The following is a 19,152-nucleotide window of genomic DNA, read 5'->3' on the forward strand; positions in this document are numbered from 1 at the left end:
TCGCTTATAAGCAAACGGCCGTGGCATTGCCACGGCCGCAATCAACAGATGGAGCCGCGATTATGGCTGGGTGATATCGGTATCGAACCACTTTTCCGATATCTCGCGCAGCTCGCCGCTCTCGCGTAGCTCAGCCAGGGCATCGTCTACCCGGTCGCGCTGCGCACGGCCGTCTTCGTCATCACGAAACGGCAGCGCGTTTTCAATGGTCGAGAACGGCTGACCCGCCAGCTCTAATGGCAGGCCTTTCTCCTTGATGACCTGGGTCGCACTTACGCGGTCCATGACAAAGGCCTCTACCCGACCCAAGGCCACATCCTGTTCGATGTTGGACTCGTAGGTGCGAATATCGATTTCATCGGCATTGGGCTGTTCACGCAGCAGCCGCTCGTAGTTGGACCCCAGGTTCACCGCGACGCTTTTGCCGGATAAATCGTCGACACCCTCGATCGTGTCATTCCCCGCCTTGACCACCACCTGCGCGCCGTCGTACACGTAGGGTTCCGTAAAGGCATACTTGTCTTCACGCTCCGGCGTAATGGTGATCTGGTTGGCAATGGTGTCGATACGCCCTGATTCGAGCATGCCCGCCAGCCCCGAGAAGCTCGCCGTAACGAACTCGATGTCATCACCGGTGATCTCGCCAACGGCGTTCATGACATCCACCTCGAAGCCTTTCAGCTCATCCTGTTCTACAAAGGTAAAGGGAAAATAGCCGCCCGACATGCCCACGCGGAGCGTCTCGGCATGGGCTGCAGCGGCAAACGCCACGCTGGCAGTGCTCAAGGCAAGTGCGCCCAGGGTCAATGTGAGTTGGCGTGTTAGTGGCATGAGCTTATTTCCTCGCTAGTCGAAATACCGACGATTCGGGTCGCCGCACGAAACGTCATGGGGCGTAATGGGCGATATTTTACTCTCTCCGCAAAAGCGAATAAAAGAATATTGAAATTATTTTTTATTCTTTTAATGAATATAACGGCAGGCAACGCCACAGGTTACGCTTGCCCAGGCTGCCTTAGGCGCCCTTTTCGTTGGATGCCGCTACCGCCCTGCTAGCCAGTCCTCCCATCGCATGGCTCACCGGGCGCCGGGGCACTTCACCACGCGTCTTTCAATCAATAGCTGGATCACCCGCTCGGCCGCTTCTTCTGGCGTGATGGCCGCCGTATCCAGGGTAAGCTCAGGGGCTTGGGGCGCTTCATAAGCCGAGTCGATGCCGGTAAAGTTTTTCAGATCGCCACGGCGGGCTTTCTTGTAGAGCCCCTTGGGGTCGCGTTTTTCGGCCACTTCCAGGGGCGTGTCGACAAATACCTCAATAAACTCTCCGTCTACGAACAGGTCTCGGGCAAGTTGGCGCTCACTGCGAAACGGCGAGATAAACGCCGACATGACGATCAACCCCGCATCGAGCATCAGCCTGGCCACTTCCGCAACGCGGCGAATATTTTCCACCCTGTCGGCATCGGTGAAGCCAAGATCGCGGTTCAATCCATGGCGCACATTATCGCCATCCAGCAAGTAGGTGTGCTGGCCGTGGGCAAACAGCTTTTTCTCGACGAGATTAGCGATAGTCGATTTGCCCGCACCGGATAGCCCGGTGAACCATAACACCGCTGGTTTTTGGTTTTTCGCCAGGGCACGCGCTTGCTTATCGATATCCACGTGCTGGCGATGGATGTTCTGACTCCGACGCAGCGCAAAGTTGAGCATCCCCGTTCCCACGATGTGGCCCGTAATGCGGTCAAGCAACACAAAACTGCCGGTTTGCGGGGATTCGTGGAACGGATCAAAGGCCACTTCATGGCTCAAGCTCAGGTTGCATACCCCTATTTCTCCACCCGGCAGCTGCCTTGCCGCCACATGCTCCAGGGTATCGGTGTTGATTTGATACTTGATGCTGGTCACCGTAGCGACCGCTGATTGCGAGCCCAACCTTATCTCATAGGGACGCCCAGGCAATAGAGGCTCATTGCTGTTCCATATCAAACCTGCTTCAAACTGATCCGCCGTTTGAGCTGGCTGGTCGGCACTGGAAATAATGTCGCCACAGGCAATAGCCAAGTCGCCGTCCAGCAACAGCGTAACCAACTGCCCAGCAGCGGCCTTATCGACTCTACCCTCATCAGCCACTACTACCTGACTCACCTTGTCGATACGACCAGAGGGCTGCACGCGAATATCATCGCCAGGATATATCGCCCCGCTTGCCACGCTTCCTTCGGCCGCTTGCAAGCCTGAAGCATCCTGATGAACTTTTTCCACAGACAGGCGAAACGGCTGGCATAACAGACGCTCGCTATCTACCGTCAACGTTTCCATAAAGCCGAGTATGGAGGTCCCGGCATACCACGGCGTGTTATCACTGGGTGCGAACATGTTATCGCCATACAGCGAAGAAACCGGGATGAACGTAATGTCAGGCAAAGGCAGCGACGACACGAAAATCTGAAGCTCTGCAACGATGCTCTCAAAACGTGCCTGGGAATACGCCACCGCGTCCATCTTGTTGACAGCCACAGCGATATGACGCAACCCCATTAACGACATCAACACACAATGACGGCGAGTAACCGCCGTAACGCCCTGCTGAACATCGACAACCAGCATTGCTGCAGGCATCGAGGCCAATGGCCTCTCATCCGCCAATGCTTGCAGGCTCGATTCAGACAGCAACCGATTCATCAGAGTGCTTTTGCCAGCTCCTTGGCCGCCATCGACGATGAGCTGGAGTGGTTTATCATTTTGCTGAGCGACTAGATAATTCTCGATCTCATCAGCATCCCAGAAGAGAGCATAAGTCATGTAAAGGCACCTCGCTGACAAACGCAAATATAACTTATGTATTAGCAACTAACCTAACAGCGAAAATACCGACTTAGACCTCATCTTCCTACAAAACACTATTTCCCTACACATAGAGAAATATATAAGCACCCTGATAGCGCTATTGCGGAGATTTTGCATACTGTTCCCACAAAGCGGCCACTTTATTTCTATCCACATTTTTAGCTACCCTGAAAAGCCCAGCAGACTCAACCTTTTCTACTGTTTCTAAGCATGCCAACACAACGTGGTAGTGAGGGCGATTCCAAAAATCATGTATAAAGATACGGGTCTCCTGAGGATCTTCTGAATATTCCAGGACATGTTGAATAGCCGCCATAGTACAAGCAACACGAAAGCGGCCATCGATGAGAATCAAGTCAAATGATTGCTTATGACTGTGAATTGCCTTGCTATAGGCTGGAAATTTTTCCGAATCCTCCAAAGTGACGGGGAAACCCCACTCTTTAGTGGGGCCAATATCCACAGCATCAACCTGACACTTTCCTCCTAACTTATCCTTCAGCGCGGTGACCCATGTAGCGTCACTTTCGACCCCTTTTACTGTCAAGCCTTGGTCGACAGCCCATACAGTCGAGCCACCAGAACCAAACTCGAAATATTTATCTGCTTTTTTAAGTGATTTTTTAAACAACTTACGCTCCGCAGGAGACATATGAGGAGCCTTAGGCAAACTAAAGGAAGTTTGCTTCTGCTTATTTTCATTGGCCACACCCCACCACGCAAGTTGAACACCTAACTTCTGGCCGATTTTATTTGGGGCATCTTCGTTATTGATATCGACTTCAATGAAGTTTTCACTTCCTTCAAAGTAATCCCTCACTTTATCGAAATGGCTCTCAATCCAGACTCTCAGGTTCTCTGCATCATCACCTTCAGAAAAATAAAGCCCTGGAACATAGCTCACTTTAAGGCGATCCAACAAATCCCCCCACCTTTCTATGCTTGAAACTATTTTTTCAGGATCACGATAATTGAGTATAAACAAACAATCAGGGTGCTTTTCCTGGATTTTGGCAATAGTTTCAAAATCCAAGTTTGGCCAATAGTTCAGGTCCCGGGCAGGTATACAAACATCACCTTGTGTGATGGCATCATAGCCTTGTAAGTAGTGCCACGGGTCATCATGATCCTGCAGCCCTTGATACATGAGCTGCCCTACAAAACCTTCCTTAACTTTCCAGTGTGCCGACGTATAGCCCGTTTCTTCGAGTGCTTTCTGAATAGTCGATGTACCTGACTTTGGAAAACCAACAAGGAAAATTTTGCGCTTTGGCAGTTGATGTTGTCTTTCTACATTGGCCTGTGGTGTCTCAACCGAAAGCAGCTTTTCTTCTATAAGATATTTCTTTGCCTTCTCCTCATCTACTTTTGCCAACAGCAAATAAGCCATATCCCTGATGCCATATACCGTATGTAACAGGAATGCCAGCTTGATGCGTTGGTTGTCAGTAAGCTCGGCCATTCGCTCGTGGCTGGGTAGGAAAAGCACATCCGCACTTTGCAGCTCAGTGGCCTGACGTTTTTCTTCGGGCACTGTTTCCGGTAAGTAGCTGGCATGTTGCTCGTTATTGAAGCGATAAAAGCGGAAGCCGTTACGGCTTGCCCAGTGTTGCAACTCGGCGAGGCTTGGCTGCCTTTCATGCGTTGGTTGAAAAGCCACACTGACCTGAATCAGCAAGGTGTCTTTCAGCGCATTTTTGCCGTTCTCTAGAATGGTGGCGGCATCGCTGAGCTCATCCAGGATTAGCCAATCCAGGCTTGAAAGTCCATCGATGCTATCCAGCGTGATGGTATTGATAGGTAGCTGGGCCAACACCATTGTACGATTTAAATTGGCTTCACGCTGATGCTCGGATGACATCGGCTTCAGCGTGCTGCTGAGAGTGGGGTCCAAGCAGGCATACAATGTCGCGGGTTGCCCATCACCAAGAGAGGCATGCGAAAACACTTGCACATCCTCGCTGCCGTCAAACTGAGCAGGATTGTCAATTCGGCTCCCAGGGTCAAAACCCACAAAGCCAAACGCCTGAACCTGCCGTAAACGGTTAAAGCGATTTTGCCTGATCAGCTTACTGCCATTATCAATAACAATAACTTTACCAGCTAGCTCCCAACTAAAGCCCTCCTGCTCATGCTGCAGAATGGGTTCTGCACACGCAACCTCAACAGGCCTTGAGTCACCTTCAAAATAAGCCTGACCACTTTGATCAAATGACAACGCTGCTGGCGCATTGCCTTCACAATAGCGTTGCCAGGCAGCACGTAACGCTGTATTCAGGTGTTTTGCAAAGCTTCTTGCGTTGCAGACAGGTGAGTCTAGCAACTGCTGCCGCAGCCCTTTGCGTATCGTGCCAAGACTTTCCAGGTCAGACGCCAACCCGACGGCACGCTGCCGGTACTCTTCCCATGTTCCCACGACCAGCTCTGCCAAGCCTGCATTAACAAGGTGACTGGCACTATGACGCCCAGCAAAGGTAGGTCCTGGCATGGTAATCACAGGCACACCCATTAAAAGCGCCTCACAGGTTGTTAACCCACCCGAATAAGGCCATGGGTCCAGTGCGATATCGACCCTATTGTAGCTCTCTAACAGCTGTTGATGAGCCGAAGGCCCTTCGATGATCAGCCGCTCTTCCGGCACGCCACACTCTTCAAAAAGCTTGATCACCCTCTTTTTCAAATCGTCACTGCTAAACTGCATTCCCTTAAGAAACATGTGGGAATTTGGAACGGAAAGAAGGATCTCAGACCATACAGCAACAATCTCTGGGTTAATCTTGGTCGGATTGTTAAAACAACCAAATGTGATATAACCATTTTTCAATGCAGGGAGCACACGAACATCGGGCTCATAACCGGGTAGTTCATAGCAAACATAGTCGCCAGGCAAGCGAATAAGGTTTTCCACATAATGCTGATCAATACCTTCTGGCGTTTCAATATGGTCACTGATCAGATAATCGATTGCCTTGACACCCGTTGTATTGATCAACCCACCTACCCATTTCATGATAATTGGAGCAGGCTCTTTGGCAATGGCTAACATGCGGTTGCCCGAATTATGGCCTGCCAGGTCAATCAGAATATCAATCTCGTCTTCCCGAATCAGTTGTTCAGTTTGCTCGACACCTAATGGCTTGATCTCTTGCCATTTAGCGGCCGTTTTCTGAAGACGCGTCGTTAAGGCATCATAGTCGTAATTGGTTGAATAAAAGTAAAGCTCATAGTTGTAGCTGACCAGTTTTTCAATAGCCGACGTAATCATATAGCCAACCGGATGGCGACGAAAACCATCTGAAATCATGCCGATACGCAGTTTTTTTTCAACGTCTTTATTAGAGGGCTCTGCCCTGACAGGCGTTTTCTTATTAAAATAACTATCCCACGCCCTGCATTCTTTAGCTATTTCTTCAAGCGAAAATCCTGGTATATAATGAAGCGTCGTTATCTTATTTGAGTAGGCAATATCTGAACCAGGATTAACCTTGAATGCCTGGTCATAATAGCGAAGCGCATCCTCCATTCTACCAAGCTGCTTGTAGATATTGCCCAGGTTATTCCATGCGTAGTACTTATCGGACTCCAGTTCTAAAGATTTTTTAAACTTCTCTGCCGCTTCTTCATAGCGATGCAGAGCTTCTAGAATATTACCATAACTTATCAAGTAGCCAGCATTTCTTGGCTGATTTTTACAGGCTTCTTCTATATACTCCAACGCCTCTTTGGGCTTATTGCTATTGTAAAGCAGATAAGCCAAATAATGCGCTGACTTATGAAAGCCGGGCTTGATGGAAAGAGACTTTTTAAGGCAATCGATCGCAGCGTTATAATCACCAAGGTTATACAGCACCTTACCCAGTACGGAATAAGATTCGAAGTCACTGCTTTCTAGACTAATCGCTTTTTCCAGCTCGACTTTTGCCTTCTCAAGCTCTCCCTTGTCTGTGAGCAGAACGCCAAGACTTCTTCGATATCGAGCGCTTTGAGGCTGCTTGGCCACCAGCTTCTGAGCCTCTTTAATCTGCTTCTCGAAGCGTTTTGCCGCTTGTTTGCTCATAGACCTATCACCCACTCAAATCTCAACCAGTAAAAAGGCTGCCAATCGGCAGCCTTATATAGTCTAGCACTCTTACGATGTGGCTACATTTAGCCCAGCAGCGACAGTACGTTCTGCGGCAGCTGATTAGCCTGGGCCAGTACGGATGTACCTGCCTGCTGGAGGATCTGATTCTTGGTCATGTCCGCCACTTCTGTTGCGTAATCAGCATCTTCGATGCGTGAGCGCGCAGCAGACAGGTTGGTCTCATTCGTACTGAGGTTGGTGATGGCAGACTCAAAGCGGTTCTGAATCGCACCAAGGTCAGAGCGCAGGTTATCCACCTGTGACAGCGCGGAATCAAGCTCGCCAAGCGGGTTGTTGGTAGCACCCGTCAGCAGGCTTGCAGCGGTGAGCTCAGTACCGTCAACCGTAAATGAAGCTGTGGTGTTGGTTGTTACATCGGCATCTTGCGGATCAAGCGCAACATTGAAGGTTACCGAAGCACCACTGGCAATGTTGATGCCCTGCGCAGCGAGAGTACGAGACTCGGCTTCAGATGCGGCACTAACCTGAACCTGTGCGTACCAGTTACCACCCTCATCAACGAAAGCATCAGCAGTAGTTGCAGTAACAGAGCCAGCGGCAACGCCCAAATTAGTCGCGAGATCAGCACCAAAATCGCTAACCTCAGAGTCAACAATACCAGTGGAATCGCCGTAAGCATCTTCAAAATTAGAAGCTGTCGCAGCGGCTACCGTACCCTGAGCGCCGTTAACATTAAAGCTATCAAGGCCCAGTGTTTCGGCGTTGATTTCTTCCAGGTTGACGCTGATGGTTTGACCGTCCTCAGAACCTACTTGGATGGAAACTTGCTGATCTTCAGAGAGCACCAGCGTGCCATTGAAATCAGTCTCGTCAGAAATACGGTTAATCTCTGTCAGGCGCTGATCAATTTCTGCCTGGATAGAGTTCAAGTCGTCCTGGCTGTTGGTGCCGTTAGCGGCCTGGACGGTCAGCTCACGTACACGCTGCAGGTTATCGTTAACCTGGTTCAAACCACCCTCAGCGGTTTGTGCGATGGAGATACCATCGTTGGCGTTACGCTGAGCCTGGCCCAAACCGGTGATTTGCGCGCTCATACGGTTGGCAATAGCCTGACCAGCCGCATCGTCCTTGGCACTGTTGATACGCAGGCCAGAACTCAAACGCTCCATGGAAGTCTGCAGAGCATTCGAAGATTGGTTCAGGTTCTGCTGACCGATCATCGAGGTAATGTTGGTATTGATCACTGACATGGTGTGATTCTCCTTGCTTTGGACACTGGCCCTGAGGCCTGCTTTCGGCCACCTTGTGTGCCGTTATATTTACTAACGGCTCGGCGAGGAAAACCTTTAGGGCTGGATGCTAAAAAATTGCAAAAGAGAGGTAGAAATATGCTGATGCACTGAAAAGGTTGCGTAGAAGCCAACACAGGGCCAAAAGGCCCTGTGATTAACTACTCGTTTTCTACTGACTTACGGTGGTTAATCGCGGCCTAGCTGAGCATCCATGGCCTCAAACTGCTTGGTGAGGTAGGAGCTTGTGCTGTTCATCTGCGCGATCATGGCATCCAACTGGCCGAACTGGGTGCGGTAGCGGGAGATGGTGCGTTCGATGGTGTTTTCCATGCGCTCATAGCGCTCACCGAGGCTATCGATGCGGTTTTCCGCACCGCTGATGGCGTTGCCCAGAGTACCGTTTTTGCTCATCAGCTGTTCAAGCGTGGTACTAAGGATGCTCGCCAGCCCCACCGAGTTTTCATCACCCTCCACGCCGGTGAAAAAGTCGCTCAGCGCATCGGGGCTATTCTTGGCCAAGCCGCTGATGGTGTCATCGTCCATTTCCAGCGTGCCGTCGCGCTGCAGGGTGATGCCGAGCTGGGTTAACGTGGAGAACTCGCCGCCTGCCACACCGCCGCTAAGTACAGAGCGCAGCCGGTTTTCAATGGTACGCACGGAGCTGTCGCCGACCAGTTCAGCCGCCTCGCCCGTCTCGCTATCGAATTTTGTCACGGTGCCAATGGTGTTCTTTACATCGTTAAAGGCCTCGACAAAATCACCAATGGCTTCGCGTACTTTTAAAGTGTTACGTTCGACGTTCACTGTGCTGCTGGCAGTTTCACCTGTACCCAGGTTTAGCTCACCCAGATCCAGGGTCACTCCCTGGATGGCGTCTTCTATCGTGTTGCTGGCACTAGTAATAGCGATGCCATTGACGGTCAGCGCGGCATCTTGACCACTTACCTGGGTGTCGCTGGCAAAGGGAGGCGTGGCCACGGCTGCGCCAGCAGCATCCACAAAGCTGAATCCGGTAACCGACGCATCAAGTCCGGTTTCTTTTGAGCTAAGCGCCAGGCGGTAGCCCTCGCCATCGAAAATAACGCTGGCGCTGACACCTGCAGCGTCGTTGGCATTGATCGCGTCGCGAATATCTTCCAGGCTGCTGTCCGCCGCCACGTCGATATTAACGCTATCCAAGCCAGCAAAGTCGAGCCGTAACTGGGTGGCGCCGCCCATGTCGAGGGCAGCATCGCTTTCTGTGCCCACCAAGCGCTGTGAAGCCAGAGTACCCGCCGTCGCCAGGTCAGTCACCTCAACCCGGTAACTGCCAGGTAACGCATCGGCATCAGTTGTTGCGGAAATCTCATCGCCGCGCACGTTGGCCGACAGGCTTTGATAAAGCTTGGGGTCGCTAAGCGCGCCTACCGCATCCTGCAGCGCGTCCATCGACGTCTGAATTTTGCCGTAAGCAGAGATTTTGGCTTCCTGCTGCGCTTGCTGACGGGTAATCGGTGCAAGCTTGCCGCGTTCGGCATCTTTCAACTGATCCAACAAGCCGTTCAGGTCAAGGCCGGAGCCAATCCCAAGAGAGGTAATCGTCGCCATACCAGGTTCCTCGATTGTAAGGCTAAACCCACTGGGCTGGGAGCGGACATCGGCCCACCTCAGCACCTTTCTATCTTTGATGGTTAGAGTAATCGGCCAAAAAGGCGCTAGCTTTAACGCTTTTTTATTAGTTCATTTGGTTAGCTTACCCTGTTCAGGCGATGTGAGCACAAAAATGCCTGCGCAAGGGCAGGCATTTTTAAGTGGGCTGGGCGAATTAACGTATGCTAGCGGCCAAGCTGGGCATCCAAGGATGCAAACTGCTGGGTGAGGTAGCTGCTGGTCTGGTTCATCTCGGCGATCATGCCGTCTAGCTGGCCAAACTGGGTGCGGTAGCGCTCAATGGTTCGGCCGATGTCTTGCTCCATACGGGTATAGCGATCACCTAGAGAGTCGACGATATTTTCACTGCTGGTGATAGCCCCCTGAACGGCACCGCTGCTGCCAAGTAACTGCTCAACGCGGGTGTCTACTTGGCTTGCCATTCCAGGATTATTTTCAGTTCCCACGAAGAAGTCAGCTAGCGCCTGCTGGTCGTTGGCGACCACGTCACTTAACTTATCTTCATCAAGGGAAAGCGTGCCATCAACCTCCAGCGAGATACCCACTTGACTGAGCATTGAAATGCCATCGCCACCTGACGCGACGCCACCGCTCAACACGCTGCGCAAACTCGATTCTGCCGTGCGCACGGCGCTGTCACCATTTAATGGACCAGCTTCGCCGGTCTCTGGGTCAAAGTTGGTAAGCTCGCTTGTTGTCTCTTTCAGCGCGTTATACGAATCGACAAACGACGTGACGGCTTCACGAACGGCCCGGGTATCCTGCTCTACAGCTACCGTGCCGGTACCTTCACTTTGTAGGTTGAGGGTAACGCCCTGGATCGCGCCTTCGACCTGATTGGTTGGACTGGTGATATCAATGCCGTTGACGTTAAGCGCGGCGTCGGTACCCGCCTGCAAGGTATTGTCGGTATCCGCAGCAAACGGCGCATCACCATCAAAGGTAAAGTTGCTGATGGAAGCATCGGCACCACTTTCACGCGAGCTGACCGCTAGGCGATCCTGAGTGCCATCGTTAATGATGGTGGCATTAACGCCGGCGTTTTCATCTGCATTGATGGCATCTCGAATGTCTTCGAGCGAACTGTCGGCCGCAATGGCGACAGTGGTTTCACTACTATCACCAAAGGTAAACGTCATGTTTTGGTCGGCGGTGGTAAGCGTGCCTTCCGCCACCCCGTCAGAGGCCAGCGTCCCTCGCGTGGCTAGCGTATCGACCGTAATATTGTAGCTGCCGGGCATGGCGGTTTCGTCAGCGGACGCACTCACGGCTTCGCCGCTTGTGTTGGTCGACAGGCTTTCGAAGAGCGATCCATCGCTTAGTGCACTGGCAGCATCTTGGAACGTTGAAAGGTCGCTCTCCAACTGACCGTAGGCCGATATTTTAGTTTGCTCGGCTTCCGCTTGCCGCTCAATCGGGGCGAGTTTCTCCCGCTCAGCGCTTTCAAGCTGATCGAGCAAGCCATTCAGGTCTAACCCTGACCCGATACCGAGAGATGATATAGAACCCATACGCTAACCGCCTTTTTTGAAACGAATGAAGCAACCTTATTCCTTTTTCAACGGCGCCTGATCGCTAAATATTGCTAGCCAGACCGCCGGGTTGCCAACGTCAAATTTATTTATAAAGTTACTGATTATTTAATATTTCGACTTACAGCCAACAACCTTGAACATTCTAGCCAACTTTCCTGTTTTAAAATGTAAGCGATGGTGAATCGCTACACGCTAGCGCCCTACCCCAAGATACATCAGCCCCGCTTCCCGCACGGCCTCGGGGGCATACAGGTTGCGGCCGTCGACGACCACACGGTCATTGAGCTGATCGGCAAGCCAGGCCAGGTCGACGCTGCGAAATGCCTTCCATTCGGTGCAGATCACCAGGGCATCCGCCCCTTTTACCGCTTGAATGCGGTCGCCGGCGAGCATCAGGTCGTCGCGCTCACCATAAATCCGGCGGCATTCGGCCATGGCTTCGGGGTCGAAGGCCTGCACCTTAGCGCCTGCCTGCCATAGCGCTTCCATCAGTGTACGGCTGGGTGCTTCGCGCATGTCGTCGGTGTTGGGCTTGAACGCCAGCCCCCATACTGCAATGGTCTTGTTTTCAAGATTACCCAGCGCTGTTTGCAGTTTGGTGAACAAGGTTTGTTTTTGCTGCAGGTTCACGGTTTCCACCGCGCTCAACAACGCAGGCGTGTAGCCGAGCTGGCGGGCGGTGCGTTCGAGCGCCTGCACATCCTTGGGAAAGCAAGAGCCGCCATAGCCGCAGCCGGGGTAAATAAAATGGTAGCCAATGCGCGGATCGCTGCCGATGCCGCGTCGCACGTCTTCGATGTCCACATCGAGGCGTTCGGCCAGGTTGGCCATTTCGTTCATGAAGCTGATCTTGGTGGCCAGCATGGCGTTGGCGGCGTACTTGGTGAGCTCCGCCGCGCGGATGCTCATGAACATCAGCTTGTCGTGGTTGCGGTTGTACGGCGCGTAGCATTCGTGCATGCGCGCTTTTACATGCTCGCTGTCGGTGCCGACGATAATCCGCGCGCCTCGTGTGAAGTCCTCGATCGCCGCGCCTTCCTTCATGAATTCCGGGTTGGAACACACGTCGAAGGGGATATCGGCGCCGCGCGCGGCCAGCGTTTCCGCCATGGCGGCGTGGACTTTTTCGGCGGTACCCACCGGCACGGTGGACTTGTCGATCACCAGTTTATAATCGTTCATGTGCTCGGCAATGGTGCGAGCGACCTCCAGCACGTAGCGCAAATCGGCGCTGCCGTCTTCATCAGGCGGCGTCCCCACGGCAATGAACAGCAATTCTCCATCGTGGACGGCTTGCTTGGCGTCGGTGGTGAAGCTCAGCCGCCCGGCGTCGACGTTGTGGGCGACGATCGTGCTAAGCCCCGGCTCGAAGATGGGCACTTCACCGGCGTTAAGTCGGTCGATCCGCTCGGCGTTGACGTCCATACAGGTGACTTGATGGCCTACGTCGGCCAGGCAGGCGCCTGCGACCAACCCTACGTAACCGGTACCAAAAACACTGATATGCATGCCGCGTTAACTCACTCATCAATACGGGTGGCGAAAGTAAAAGCGAGCTTATCACGTCGCACGGCGTTTGATGACGAGCCGCCTGGGGAAAATAAAGCCTAGACGTTGGTCTAATATCGACTTTCGTTTATAATGCACTGCAATACAGGCGCTGAATAAACGGTTTCAACCGCCAGAGCGTGCCGAGCTAACGTATCAGGAGAAGGAAATGCCCAGCGACATGTCCACTGCCAATCACGTTCAGCGCAGCTTACGCCAGTGTTTGGCCGTGGTGGCCGAACTGCTATACGAGAATGGCCATGTGCTGGAGACGATTACGCTGGCGCGTCGTGGCCTCAGCCGCAGGGAATTGCAGTCGCTCAGCCAGAATGCCCCTGCCTGGGTAACCTGCCAGCAGGTGCTGGAAACCAGCCAAGCCGCCACCCGGAATGAGCAGGGACGACTGATCCTCACGGCCATGGGCCGCGAGCTGATGTTTGATATGTTTGGGGAAGGTGCAGCGGACTGCGCCTGAGATCCAGCCTGAAACGGATCAACGCAGGCCGAGAATCGACAGGATAAACAGCACCACCACGACCAGCCCGATGATGTAGATAATATTGTTCATGACAGCGCTCCTTGCGCGTTGTGCGATTGGCAGGCAATTGCCTGGTTGCGTTTAAAGCCTAGCAGCCCTTGACGGGCTTTGCGTATTCGGCATGCCCCGTTGTCCTGCGATGCCCCCGCGCCAGGAACCCCAGCCGTCCAGTGGGCTCAAAGAGGTTCCTATCCGCTGAGGGTTTGCCATGCGCTCGCTGTTTTCCGTCGCCTGCATTAGTGTTCTCGCCGCCACGCCGTTCTCTTCCTCCCTGTTTGCCCAGGCAACACCCGACGCCCCCAGCGCTGCCGCGCTGCAGACGCTGAGCGATGATGCGCTAGGCCATCCGCGCCTGCATAGCATCGTGGTTGCCCACCAGGGCGAGATAGTGCACGAGCACCACCAGGGCGGGCCCGGCGTTGATGCACCGGCCAATATCAAGTCGCTATCCAAGACCGTGCTCGCTGCGCTGGTGGGTGCCGCTATCGAGGCGGATATTGTCGCGTCCACCGATCAAACGCTGGTCTCTCTACTGGGGGATCGCGTGCCCCAGGCGGCAGACCCCGAGGTGGCCGAGATTACCGTGAGTCACCTGCTGTCGCTGCAAGCGGGGCTCGAGCGCACCTCCGGGCAGAACTACGGCGCCTGGGTGGCAAGCCCTAACTGGATCGAATACGCCCTGACGCGACCCTTCGTCGATGAACCAGGCGGACGCATGCTGTATTCCACCGGTTCGAGCCATCTGCTTTCCGCTGCGCTGACCGAGGCCAGCGGTGAATCGACCTATGTCCTGGCCCAGCGCCTGCTGGCCGAGCCACTGGATATTGCGATCCCCCCTTGGCTACAGGACCCTCAGGGCATCTATTTCGGCGGCAACGACATGCAGCTATCCCCGCGAGGGCTAGTGGAAATAGGCGAGCTGTACCGCAACGGTGGCGTCGTGGAAGATAGTAACGGCAACGTTGAGCGGGTGTTGCCGGAGGGCTGGGTCGAGCAATCCTGGACGCCGCGGGGAACGTCGCGCTGGACCGGCGACGGTTACGGCTACGGCTGGTTCATCACCCGGCTGGGCGGTGAGGATGCCTATTATGGGCGGGGATACGGTGGTCAGGCGCTATTCGTGGTGCCTAAGCGCGCGTTGACCGTGGTGATCACCGCAAATCCCAGACCGCCCTCGCCCGGCGGGCAGTTTCAGGAGCGTTTGAATGCGATGGTAGCGAAGCTGATCACGCATGATTCACCCTAGCGTTCATGACGCCCGCCAGGGCTATTCTTTTTTGTGCCCAAAGCTCATCAAGTAAAGCGCGGCGGCCAGCGCGAGCACCGACAGCGCCAGGTAGATCGCCTCGAGCGGCGTGGCAAAGCGGATATCCACCACCGCGCGGAAGAACTCGATAATCACCGCCAGAATCACCACCCGGGCGATTTTATCCTTGAGCTGATCCAGCGAGGCGACGTTGAACGGATGGTGCGGGTACCGCGCTTCGGCCTGGTCGATACGCGACACAAACAGCCGGTAGATGCCCAGCCCGAAAATCATCAGCACAATGGCGATCAGGTAGATATCCACGGCGATGATGATGTCGGGCACCAGGCTTTCGTGAATGTCGACGCGGCTATCCACGAAGTAGTAATGCAGCGTGCGTAACACGACCTTGGCGATATCCACCGTCCCCACCAGGAACAGCAGCACCGAGCCTATCAGGCTCGGCACCACGGCCAGCATGACCAGAAACCGTGAGTTCCAGAGCGCGGTTTCCACCCGGCGCTCCCAGCGGCCCTGCTCTTCGGGTGGTTTGGGCGGTATATCAGTCATGTCAGGCTCCTTATCAACACTGGCGTCAAAGCACGTTCACGAGAATCAGCGCGCAGGTCGCGCCCAGTAGCGCAAAGCCGAGCAGCAGCACGAGCCCGTCCCTCGCGACAAGACCCAGGCCCAACAGCGCCAGCGCCAGCCCGGCTCCGTTGGCCGAGAAAGGAATGAACTCCATCGGCGGCATGGCCAAGGCAATCAGCAGGCACACTACCGCCGTAACGCGGATGCCAATATAGCCGGTCAGCCACGGCAAGCGTACCCGCAATAGCCCATCCACCCAGCGGGCGGGCTTTTTCAAATAATAAATGCCTTTATCGAACTTGTTACGGGAAATGGAGCGCTTGAGCATCCAGCCGGGCAGCCAGAAGGTTTCCCGCCCGGCCAGCAGCTGCACCGAGACCAGCAACACCAGGGCGGCCATCAGCGTGGGCATGCCGGGGATATCGCCGATGATCGGCGCCAGGGTGATCAGCCCGGCGACCAACAGCAGCGGGCCAAATGAGCGCCGCCCGATGGCATGGACGACATCGTCAACGCTGACTCGCTGAGCTTCCTGCTCCATGCGCTCCAATGACGCAATCAAATCCATCAACGTCGAGCCTTTGTTGGAATCATCCATCCTGGTTAACGCGCTCCTCGGTGATGAGTTTGGTGCGAATAAAGTCACTGTGACTGACGTGCAGCAGGTCGGCCAGGCGGCGAATGCGATGCTCTTCGAGCGCATCGACGCTGCCGTCCGCCCAGGCCAGCTGCCACATCAGCGCGACCAGCTCGCAGCGCTGGTCGTAGCCGTAGTGCTCCTTGATCAGACTGACGAACTGGTAATGGTCGACCGCGTCTTCCACTTCGTCCCGCGCCAGCGTCATCAGCTCGTCAACGTCGCTTTCGCTGAGCTGGTAGCGCTTAAGCAGCATGCGGCGCAGGGCCTCGAGCTCGGCGTCGCTGGTGTCGTGGTCGGCGCGGGCGATTTCAAACAGCAACGCCGCCGAGGCCAGCTCAAGCGTCAGGGTCTGGTTGTCGCGCTGCTCGGGTTGCGCAAGCGTGCTCTGGAAGAATTGGCTAATCGCCTGCAGCATGGCGGCTCTCCTGATGTTGGATGACGGATATGAACACGGGGTTACGCATCCCGGGTTAACTGGTCTTTGAGCTGCTTGGGCACCTGCTTGATGATCAGGCGATCCTGGGTGGCGTCGTACTCGATGCTGGACCCCAGCAGGTGCGAGTCGAAGCTGATCGAGACGCCCCCGGCACGTCCGGTAAAGCGCCGGAATTGATTCAGGGTGCGCTTGTCCGGGGGAATCTCCGGCGCCAGGCCGTAATCGGCGTTGCGAATATGCTCGTAAAACGCCTTGGGCTGCTGCTCGTCGACCAGTTCTGAGAGTGCCTCGAGGGTCATGGGTTCCCCACGGCGCAGTTGGTCGTTGGCGTAATCCACCAGGCTGTCGGTTTTTTCACGGCTCGCGTCGTCGTCAAAATCTTCTTTTTCGACGTAGTCGCTGAATGCCTTGAGCAGCGTGCGGGTTTCCGTCGGCGCGTCGATGCCTTCTTCCATGCCCAGCAGCTGCACCATGCCTTCGCCGAGCTTCTTGCCGCCACGGTCCTTGAGGAACGACAGGTACTGGGCGGTGGGCGCATCAGCCTGCCACTGGGTAAGGTTGATGCGTGCGGCAAGGGTCAGCTGGCGAGTGTTGAGCTGAGCGGCAGGCACGGCCTGATGGTCGACATTGATGCCGATGCCCTCGCGTTGATGGACCAGCGCCATGAAAAGCGTTTCGGTATCCCCCTGACGCTGGTGGCTGATCACTAAGTAACCACTCACTGACAGCTGTTCCTGCAGCTGGCTGACAAGCCGTTCGGCCAGGGCAGTGGACAGCTCGGCAAAGCTCTGCTCACCGGCCAGATAGTCGCGCAGCCACACCGACAGGGGCCCGGCCTGAACGCCCTCGGCGGCAAACCGGCCCCAGCCCTTGGGCTTGGTGTTGTAGGTGTCGCTTAAGGCGCTGACGAGTGATTCCATCGACGGCTCGCCGCTGTCGGCCTCGGCCGGGGCGGCGGTCAGCGTAAGGCGCTCGCCGTCGAGGGTCGGCGCCAGATGGTGAACGATGCTGTGCAGTAGCGGCATAAAACGTGCGGCGCTCCGTAATCAAGGTTTAAGGCGGTAACCGGTGCGGAAGATCCAACCGATGGTCGCCAGGCAGGCGGCGAGGAACAGGCAGATCATGGCGACGCTGGCCCCCAGGCTGACGTCGCTGATGCCGTAGAAGCTCCAGCGGAAGCCGCTGACCAGGTACACCACCGGGTTGAGCAGCGTAACGCCCTGCCAAAACGGCGGTAGCATATCGATGGAATAGAAACTGCCGCCGAGGAAGGTCAGCGGGGTAATCACCAGCAGCGGCACCAGCTGCAGCCGGTCAAAGCCCTCCGCCCAGATGCCGATGATAAAGCCCAGCAGGCTGAAGGTTATCGCGGTCAGCACCAGAAAGGTCAGCATCCAGAACGGATGCGCGACTTCCAGGGGCACAAAAAACCCGGAGGTGGCGAGGATGATCAGCCCCAGCAGTATCGACTTGGACGCCGCCGCTCCCACGTAGCCCAGAACAATTTCCAGATACGAGATGGGCGCCGAGAGCAATTCGTAAATGCTACCGGAGAACTTGGGAAAGAAAATCCCGAACGAGGCGTTCGACACGCTCTGGGTGAGCAGCATCAGCATGATCAGGCCAGGCACGATAAAGGCACCGTAGCTGACGCCGTCCACTTCGCTGATGCGCGAGCCAATCGCCGCGCCGAACACGACAAAATAGAGCGACGTGGATATCACCGGCGAGACGATGCTTTGCAGCAAAGTGCGGCGGGTGCGCGCCATTTCGGCCATGTAAATGGCGCGAACAGGATAAAGGTTCATGTGCGTTCCTTGACTAGGTCGACAAAAATATCCTCGAGCGAACTTTGCCGGGTGTGCAGATCCTTGAAGGTAATGCCTTCACGCTCGAGGACGGTAAGCAGCGCGGGGATACCGTGCCCGTCTTCCTCCTGGTGGCCGTCGTAGGTGTAGACCAGCGCGTCGCCATCCGTGGATAGATTCAGCGCATGGTGGTCAAGCGAGGACGGCAAGCTGTCCAGCGGCTCGTTGAGGTACAGCGTCAGCTGCTTGCTGCCCAGCTTGCTCATCAGCGCATCCTTGTCTTCCACCAGCACGATTTCACCGTTGTTGATGACCCCGATGCGGTCGGCCATTTCTTCGGCTTCTTCAATATAATGGGTGGTCAAAATGATGGTCACACCGTTATCGCGCAGCTCGCGCACCACCTGCCACATCTCGCGGCGCAGCTCGACGTCGACACCAGCTGTCGGCTCGTCGAGGAACAGGATACGTGGCTCATGGGACAGCGCCTTGGCGATCAGCACGCGGCGTTTCATGCCGCCGGACAGTGTGATGAGGCGGTTATTGCGCTTATCCCACAGCGCCAGCGATTTGAGCACGCTTTCGATATGCGCCGGGTTAGGCGCCTTGCCGAACAGCCCCCGGCTGAAGCTGACCGTGTTCCACACCGTCTCAAACGCTTCGTTGGTCAATTCCTGGGGCACCAGGCCGATACGCTCGCGGGCTTGGCGGTAGTCGGCGACGTTGTCGAAGCCGTCCACCAGCACCTGGCCTTCGCTGGGGTTGACCAACCCACATACCACACTGATCAGCGTGGTTTTGCCTGCCCCATTGGGGCCCAGCAGGGCAAAAATCTCGCCGCGCTGGATCTGTAAATCGACACGGCTGAGCGCTTGAAAACCGCCCCGGTAGGTTTTGTTCAGACCTCGGATTTCGATAATGGCATCGTTCAAGGCAG

General features: G+C 55.1%; 15 protein-coding genes. 2 read left to right on the top strand and 13 right to left on the bottom strand.

Annotated elements, in window-relative coordinates; translation table 11 throughout:
- Nucleotides 1-60: 60 nt before the first annotated feature.
- The 7 genes from QC815_RS14855 to QC815_RS14885 form a co-directional block, all read right to left on the bottom strand.
- Nucleotides 61-831, bottom strand: a complete 771-nt coding sequence (locus QC815_RS14855) for an amino acid ABC transporter substrate-binding protein (RefSeq protein WP_230445911.1) — start codon at nucleotides 829-831, stop codon at nucleotides 61-63.
- Nucleotides 832-1,077: 246 nt separating this feature from the next.
- The gene (cysC, locus tag QC815_RS14860; protein ID WP_310540650.1) at nucleotides 1,078-2,829 is read right to left on the bottom strand and encodes an adenylyl-sulfate kinase; all 1,752 of its coding nucleotides are present in this window, start codon (nucleotides 2,827-2,829) and stop codon (nucleotides 1,078-1,080) included.
- A gap of 115 nt (nucleotides 2,830-2,944) precedes the next feature.
- Nucleotides 2,945-6,904, bottom strand: a complete 3,960-nt coding sequence (locus tag QC815_RS14865; RefSeq protein ID WP_230445909.1) for an O-linked N-acetylglucosamine transferase family protein — start codon at nucleotides 6,902-6,904, stop codon at nucleotides 2,945-2,947.
- 89 nt (nucleotides 6,905-6,993) lie between these two features.
- Nucleotides 6,994-8,181, bottom strand: coding sequence for a FliC/FljB family flagellin (locus QC815_RS14870; protein ID WP_230445908.1), 1,188 nt, complete (start codon nucleotides 8,179-8,181; stop codon nucleotides 6,994-6,996).
- A gap of 228 nt (nucleotides 8,182-8,409) precedes the next feature.
- On the bottom strand, nucleotides 8,410-9,810 hold the full coding sequence (fliD, locus tag QC815_RS14875; protein ID WP_310540655.1) for a flagellar filament capping protein FliD: 1,401 nt from the start codon (nucleotides 9,808-9,810) through the stop codon (nucleotides 8,410-8,412).
- Between the two features lie 227 nt (nucleotides 9,811-10,037).
- Entirely contained in the window at nucleotides 10,038-11,384 is a 1,347-nt protein-coding gene (gene fliD, locus QC815_RS14880; RefSeq protein WP_230445906.1) for a flagellar filament capping protein FliD, read from the bottom strand.
- Nucleotides 11,385-11,600: 216 nt separating this feature from the next.
- Nucleotides 11,601-12,917, bottom strand: a complete 1,317-nt coding sequence (locus QC815_RS14885) for a UDP-glucose dehydrogenase family protein (protein WP_230445905.1) — start codon at nucleotides 12,915-12,917, stop codon at nucleotides 11,601-11,603.
- 220 nt (nucleotides 12,918-13,137) lie between these two features.
- On the opposite strand from QC815_RS14885, the gene QC815_RS14890 reads away from it, so the two are divergent.
- On the top strand, nucleotides 13,138-13,431 hold the full coding sequence (locus tag QC815_RS14890; protein ID WP_230445904.1) for a hypothetical protein: 294 nt from the start codon (nucleotides 13,138-13,140) through the stop codon (nucleotides 13,429-13,431).
- A gap of 271 nt (nucleotides 13,432-13,702) precedes the next feature.
- Nucleotides 13,703-14,740: a serine hydrolase domain-containing protein gene (locus tag QC815_RS14895; RefSeq protein WP_230445903.1), complete on the top strand. Its 1,038-nt coding sequence runs from the start codon at nucleotides 13,703-13,705 to the stop codon at nucleotides 14,738-14,740.
- 21 nt (nucleotides 14,741-14,761) lie between these two features.
- Here the strand turns inward: QC815_RS14895 and QC815_RS14900 are convergent, their stop codons facing one another.
- The 6 genes from QC815_RS14900 to QC815_RS14925 are packed head-to-tail and all read right to left on the bottom strand — an operon-like array spanning nucleotide 14,762 to nucleotide 19,147.
- Nucleotides 14,762-15,310 (bottom strand): YqhA family protein, encoded by a 549-nt coding sequence (locus tag QC815_RS14900; protein ID WP_310540660.1) that lies wholly within the window; start codon nucleotides 15,308-15,310, stop codon nucleotides 14,762-14,764.
- 25 nt (nucleotides 15,311-15,335) lie between these two features.
- Nucleotides 15,336-15,929 (bottom strand): exopolysaccharide biosynthesis protein, encoded by a 594-nt coding sequence (locus QC815_RS14905; RefSeq protein WP_230445901.1) that lies wholly within the window; start codon nucleotides 15,927-15,929, stop codon nucleotides 15,336-15,338.
- Nucleotides 15,922-16,386: a tellurite resistance TerB family protein gene (locus tag QC815_RS14910; protein ID WP_230445900.1), complete on the bottom strand. Its 465-nt coding sequence runs from the start codon at nucleotides 16,384-16,386 to the stop codon at nucleotides 15,922-15,924. The genes QC815_RS14905 and QC815_RS14910 overlap by 8 nt, the downstream gene beginning before the upstream one ends.
- A 41-nt stretch (nucleotides 16,387-16,427) precedes the next feature.
- Entirely contained in the window at nucleotides 16,428-17,432 is a 1,005-nt protein-coding gene (locus tag QC815_RS14915) for a nucleoid-associated protein (protein ID WP_230445899.1), read from the bottom strand.
- Nucleotides 17,433-17,453: 21 nt separating this feature from the next.
- Entirely contained in the window at nucleotides 17,454-18,215 is a 762-nt protein-coding gene (locus QC815_RS14920) for an ABC transporter permease (RefSeq protein WP_230445898.1), read from the bottom strand.
- Entirely contained in the window at nucleotides 18,212-19,147 is a 936-nt protein-coding gene (locus QC815_RS14925) for an ABC transporter ATP-binding protein (protein ID WP_310540664.1), read from the bottom strand. The genes QC815_RS14920 and QC815_RS14925 overlap by 4 nt, the downstream gene beginning before the upstream one ends.
- Between the last annotated feature and the right edge of the window lie 5 nt (nucleotides 19,148-19,152).

Origin of the sequence: Vreelandella gomseomensis, assembly GCF_031451645.1 — a bacterium.
GTDB lineage: Bacteria > Pseudomonadota > Gammaproteobacteria > Pseudomonadales > Halomonadaceae > Vreelandella > Vreelandella gomseomensis.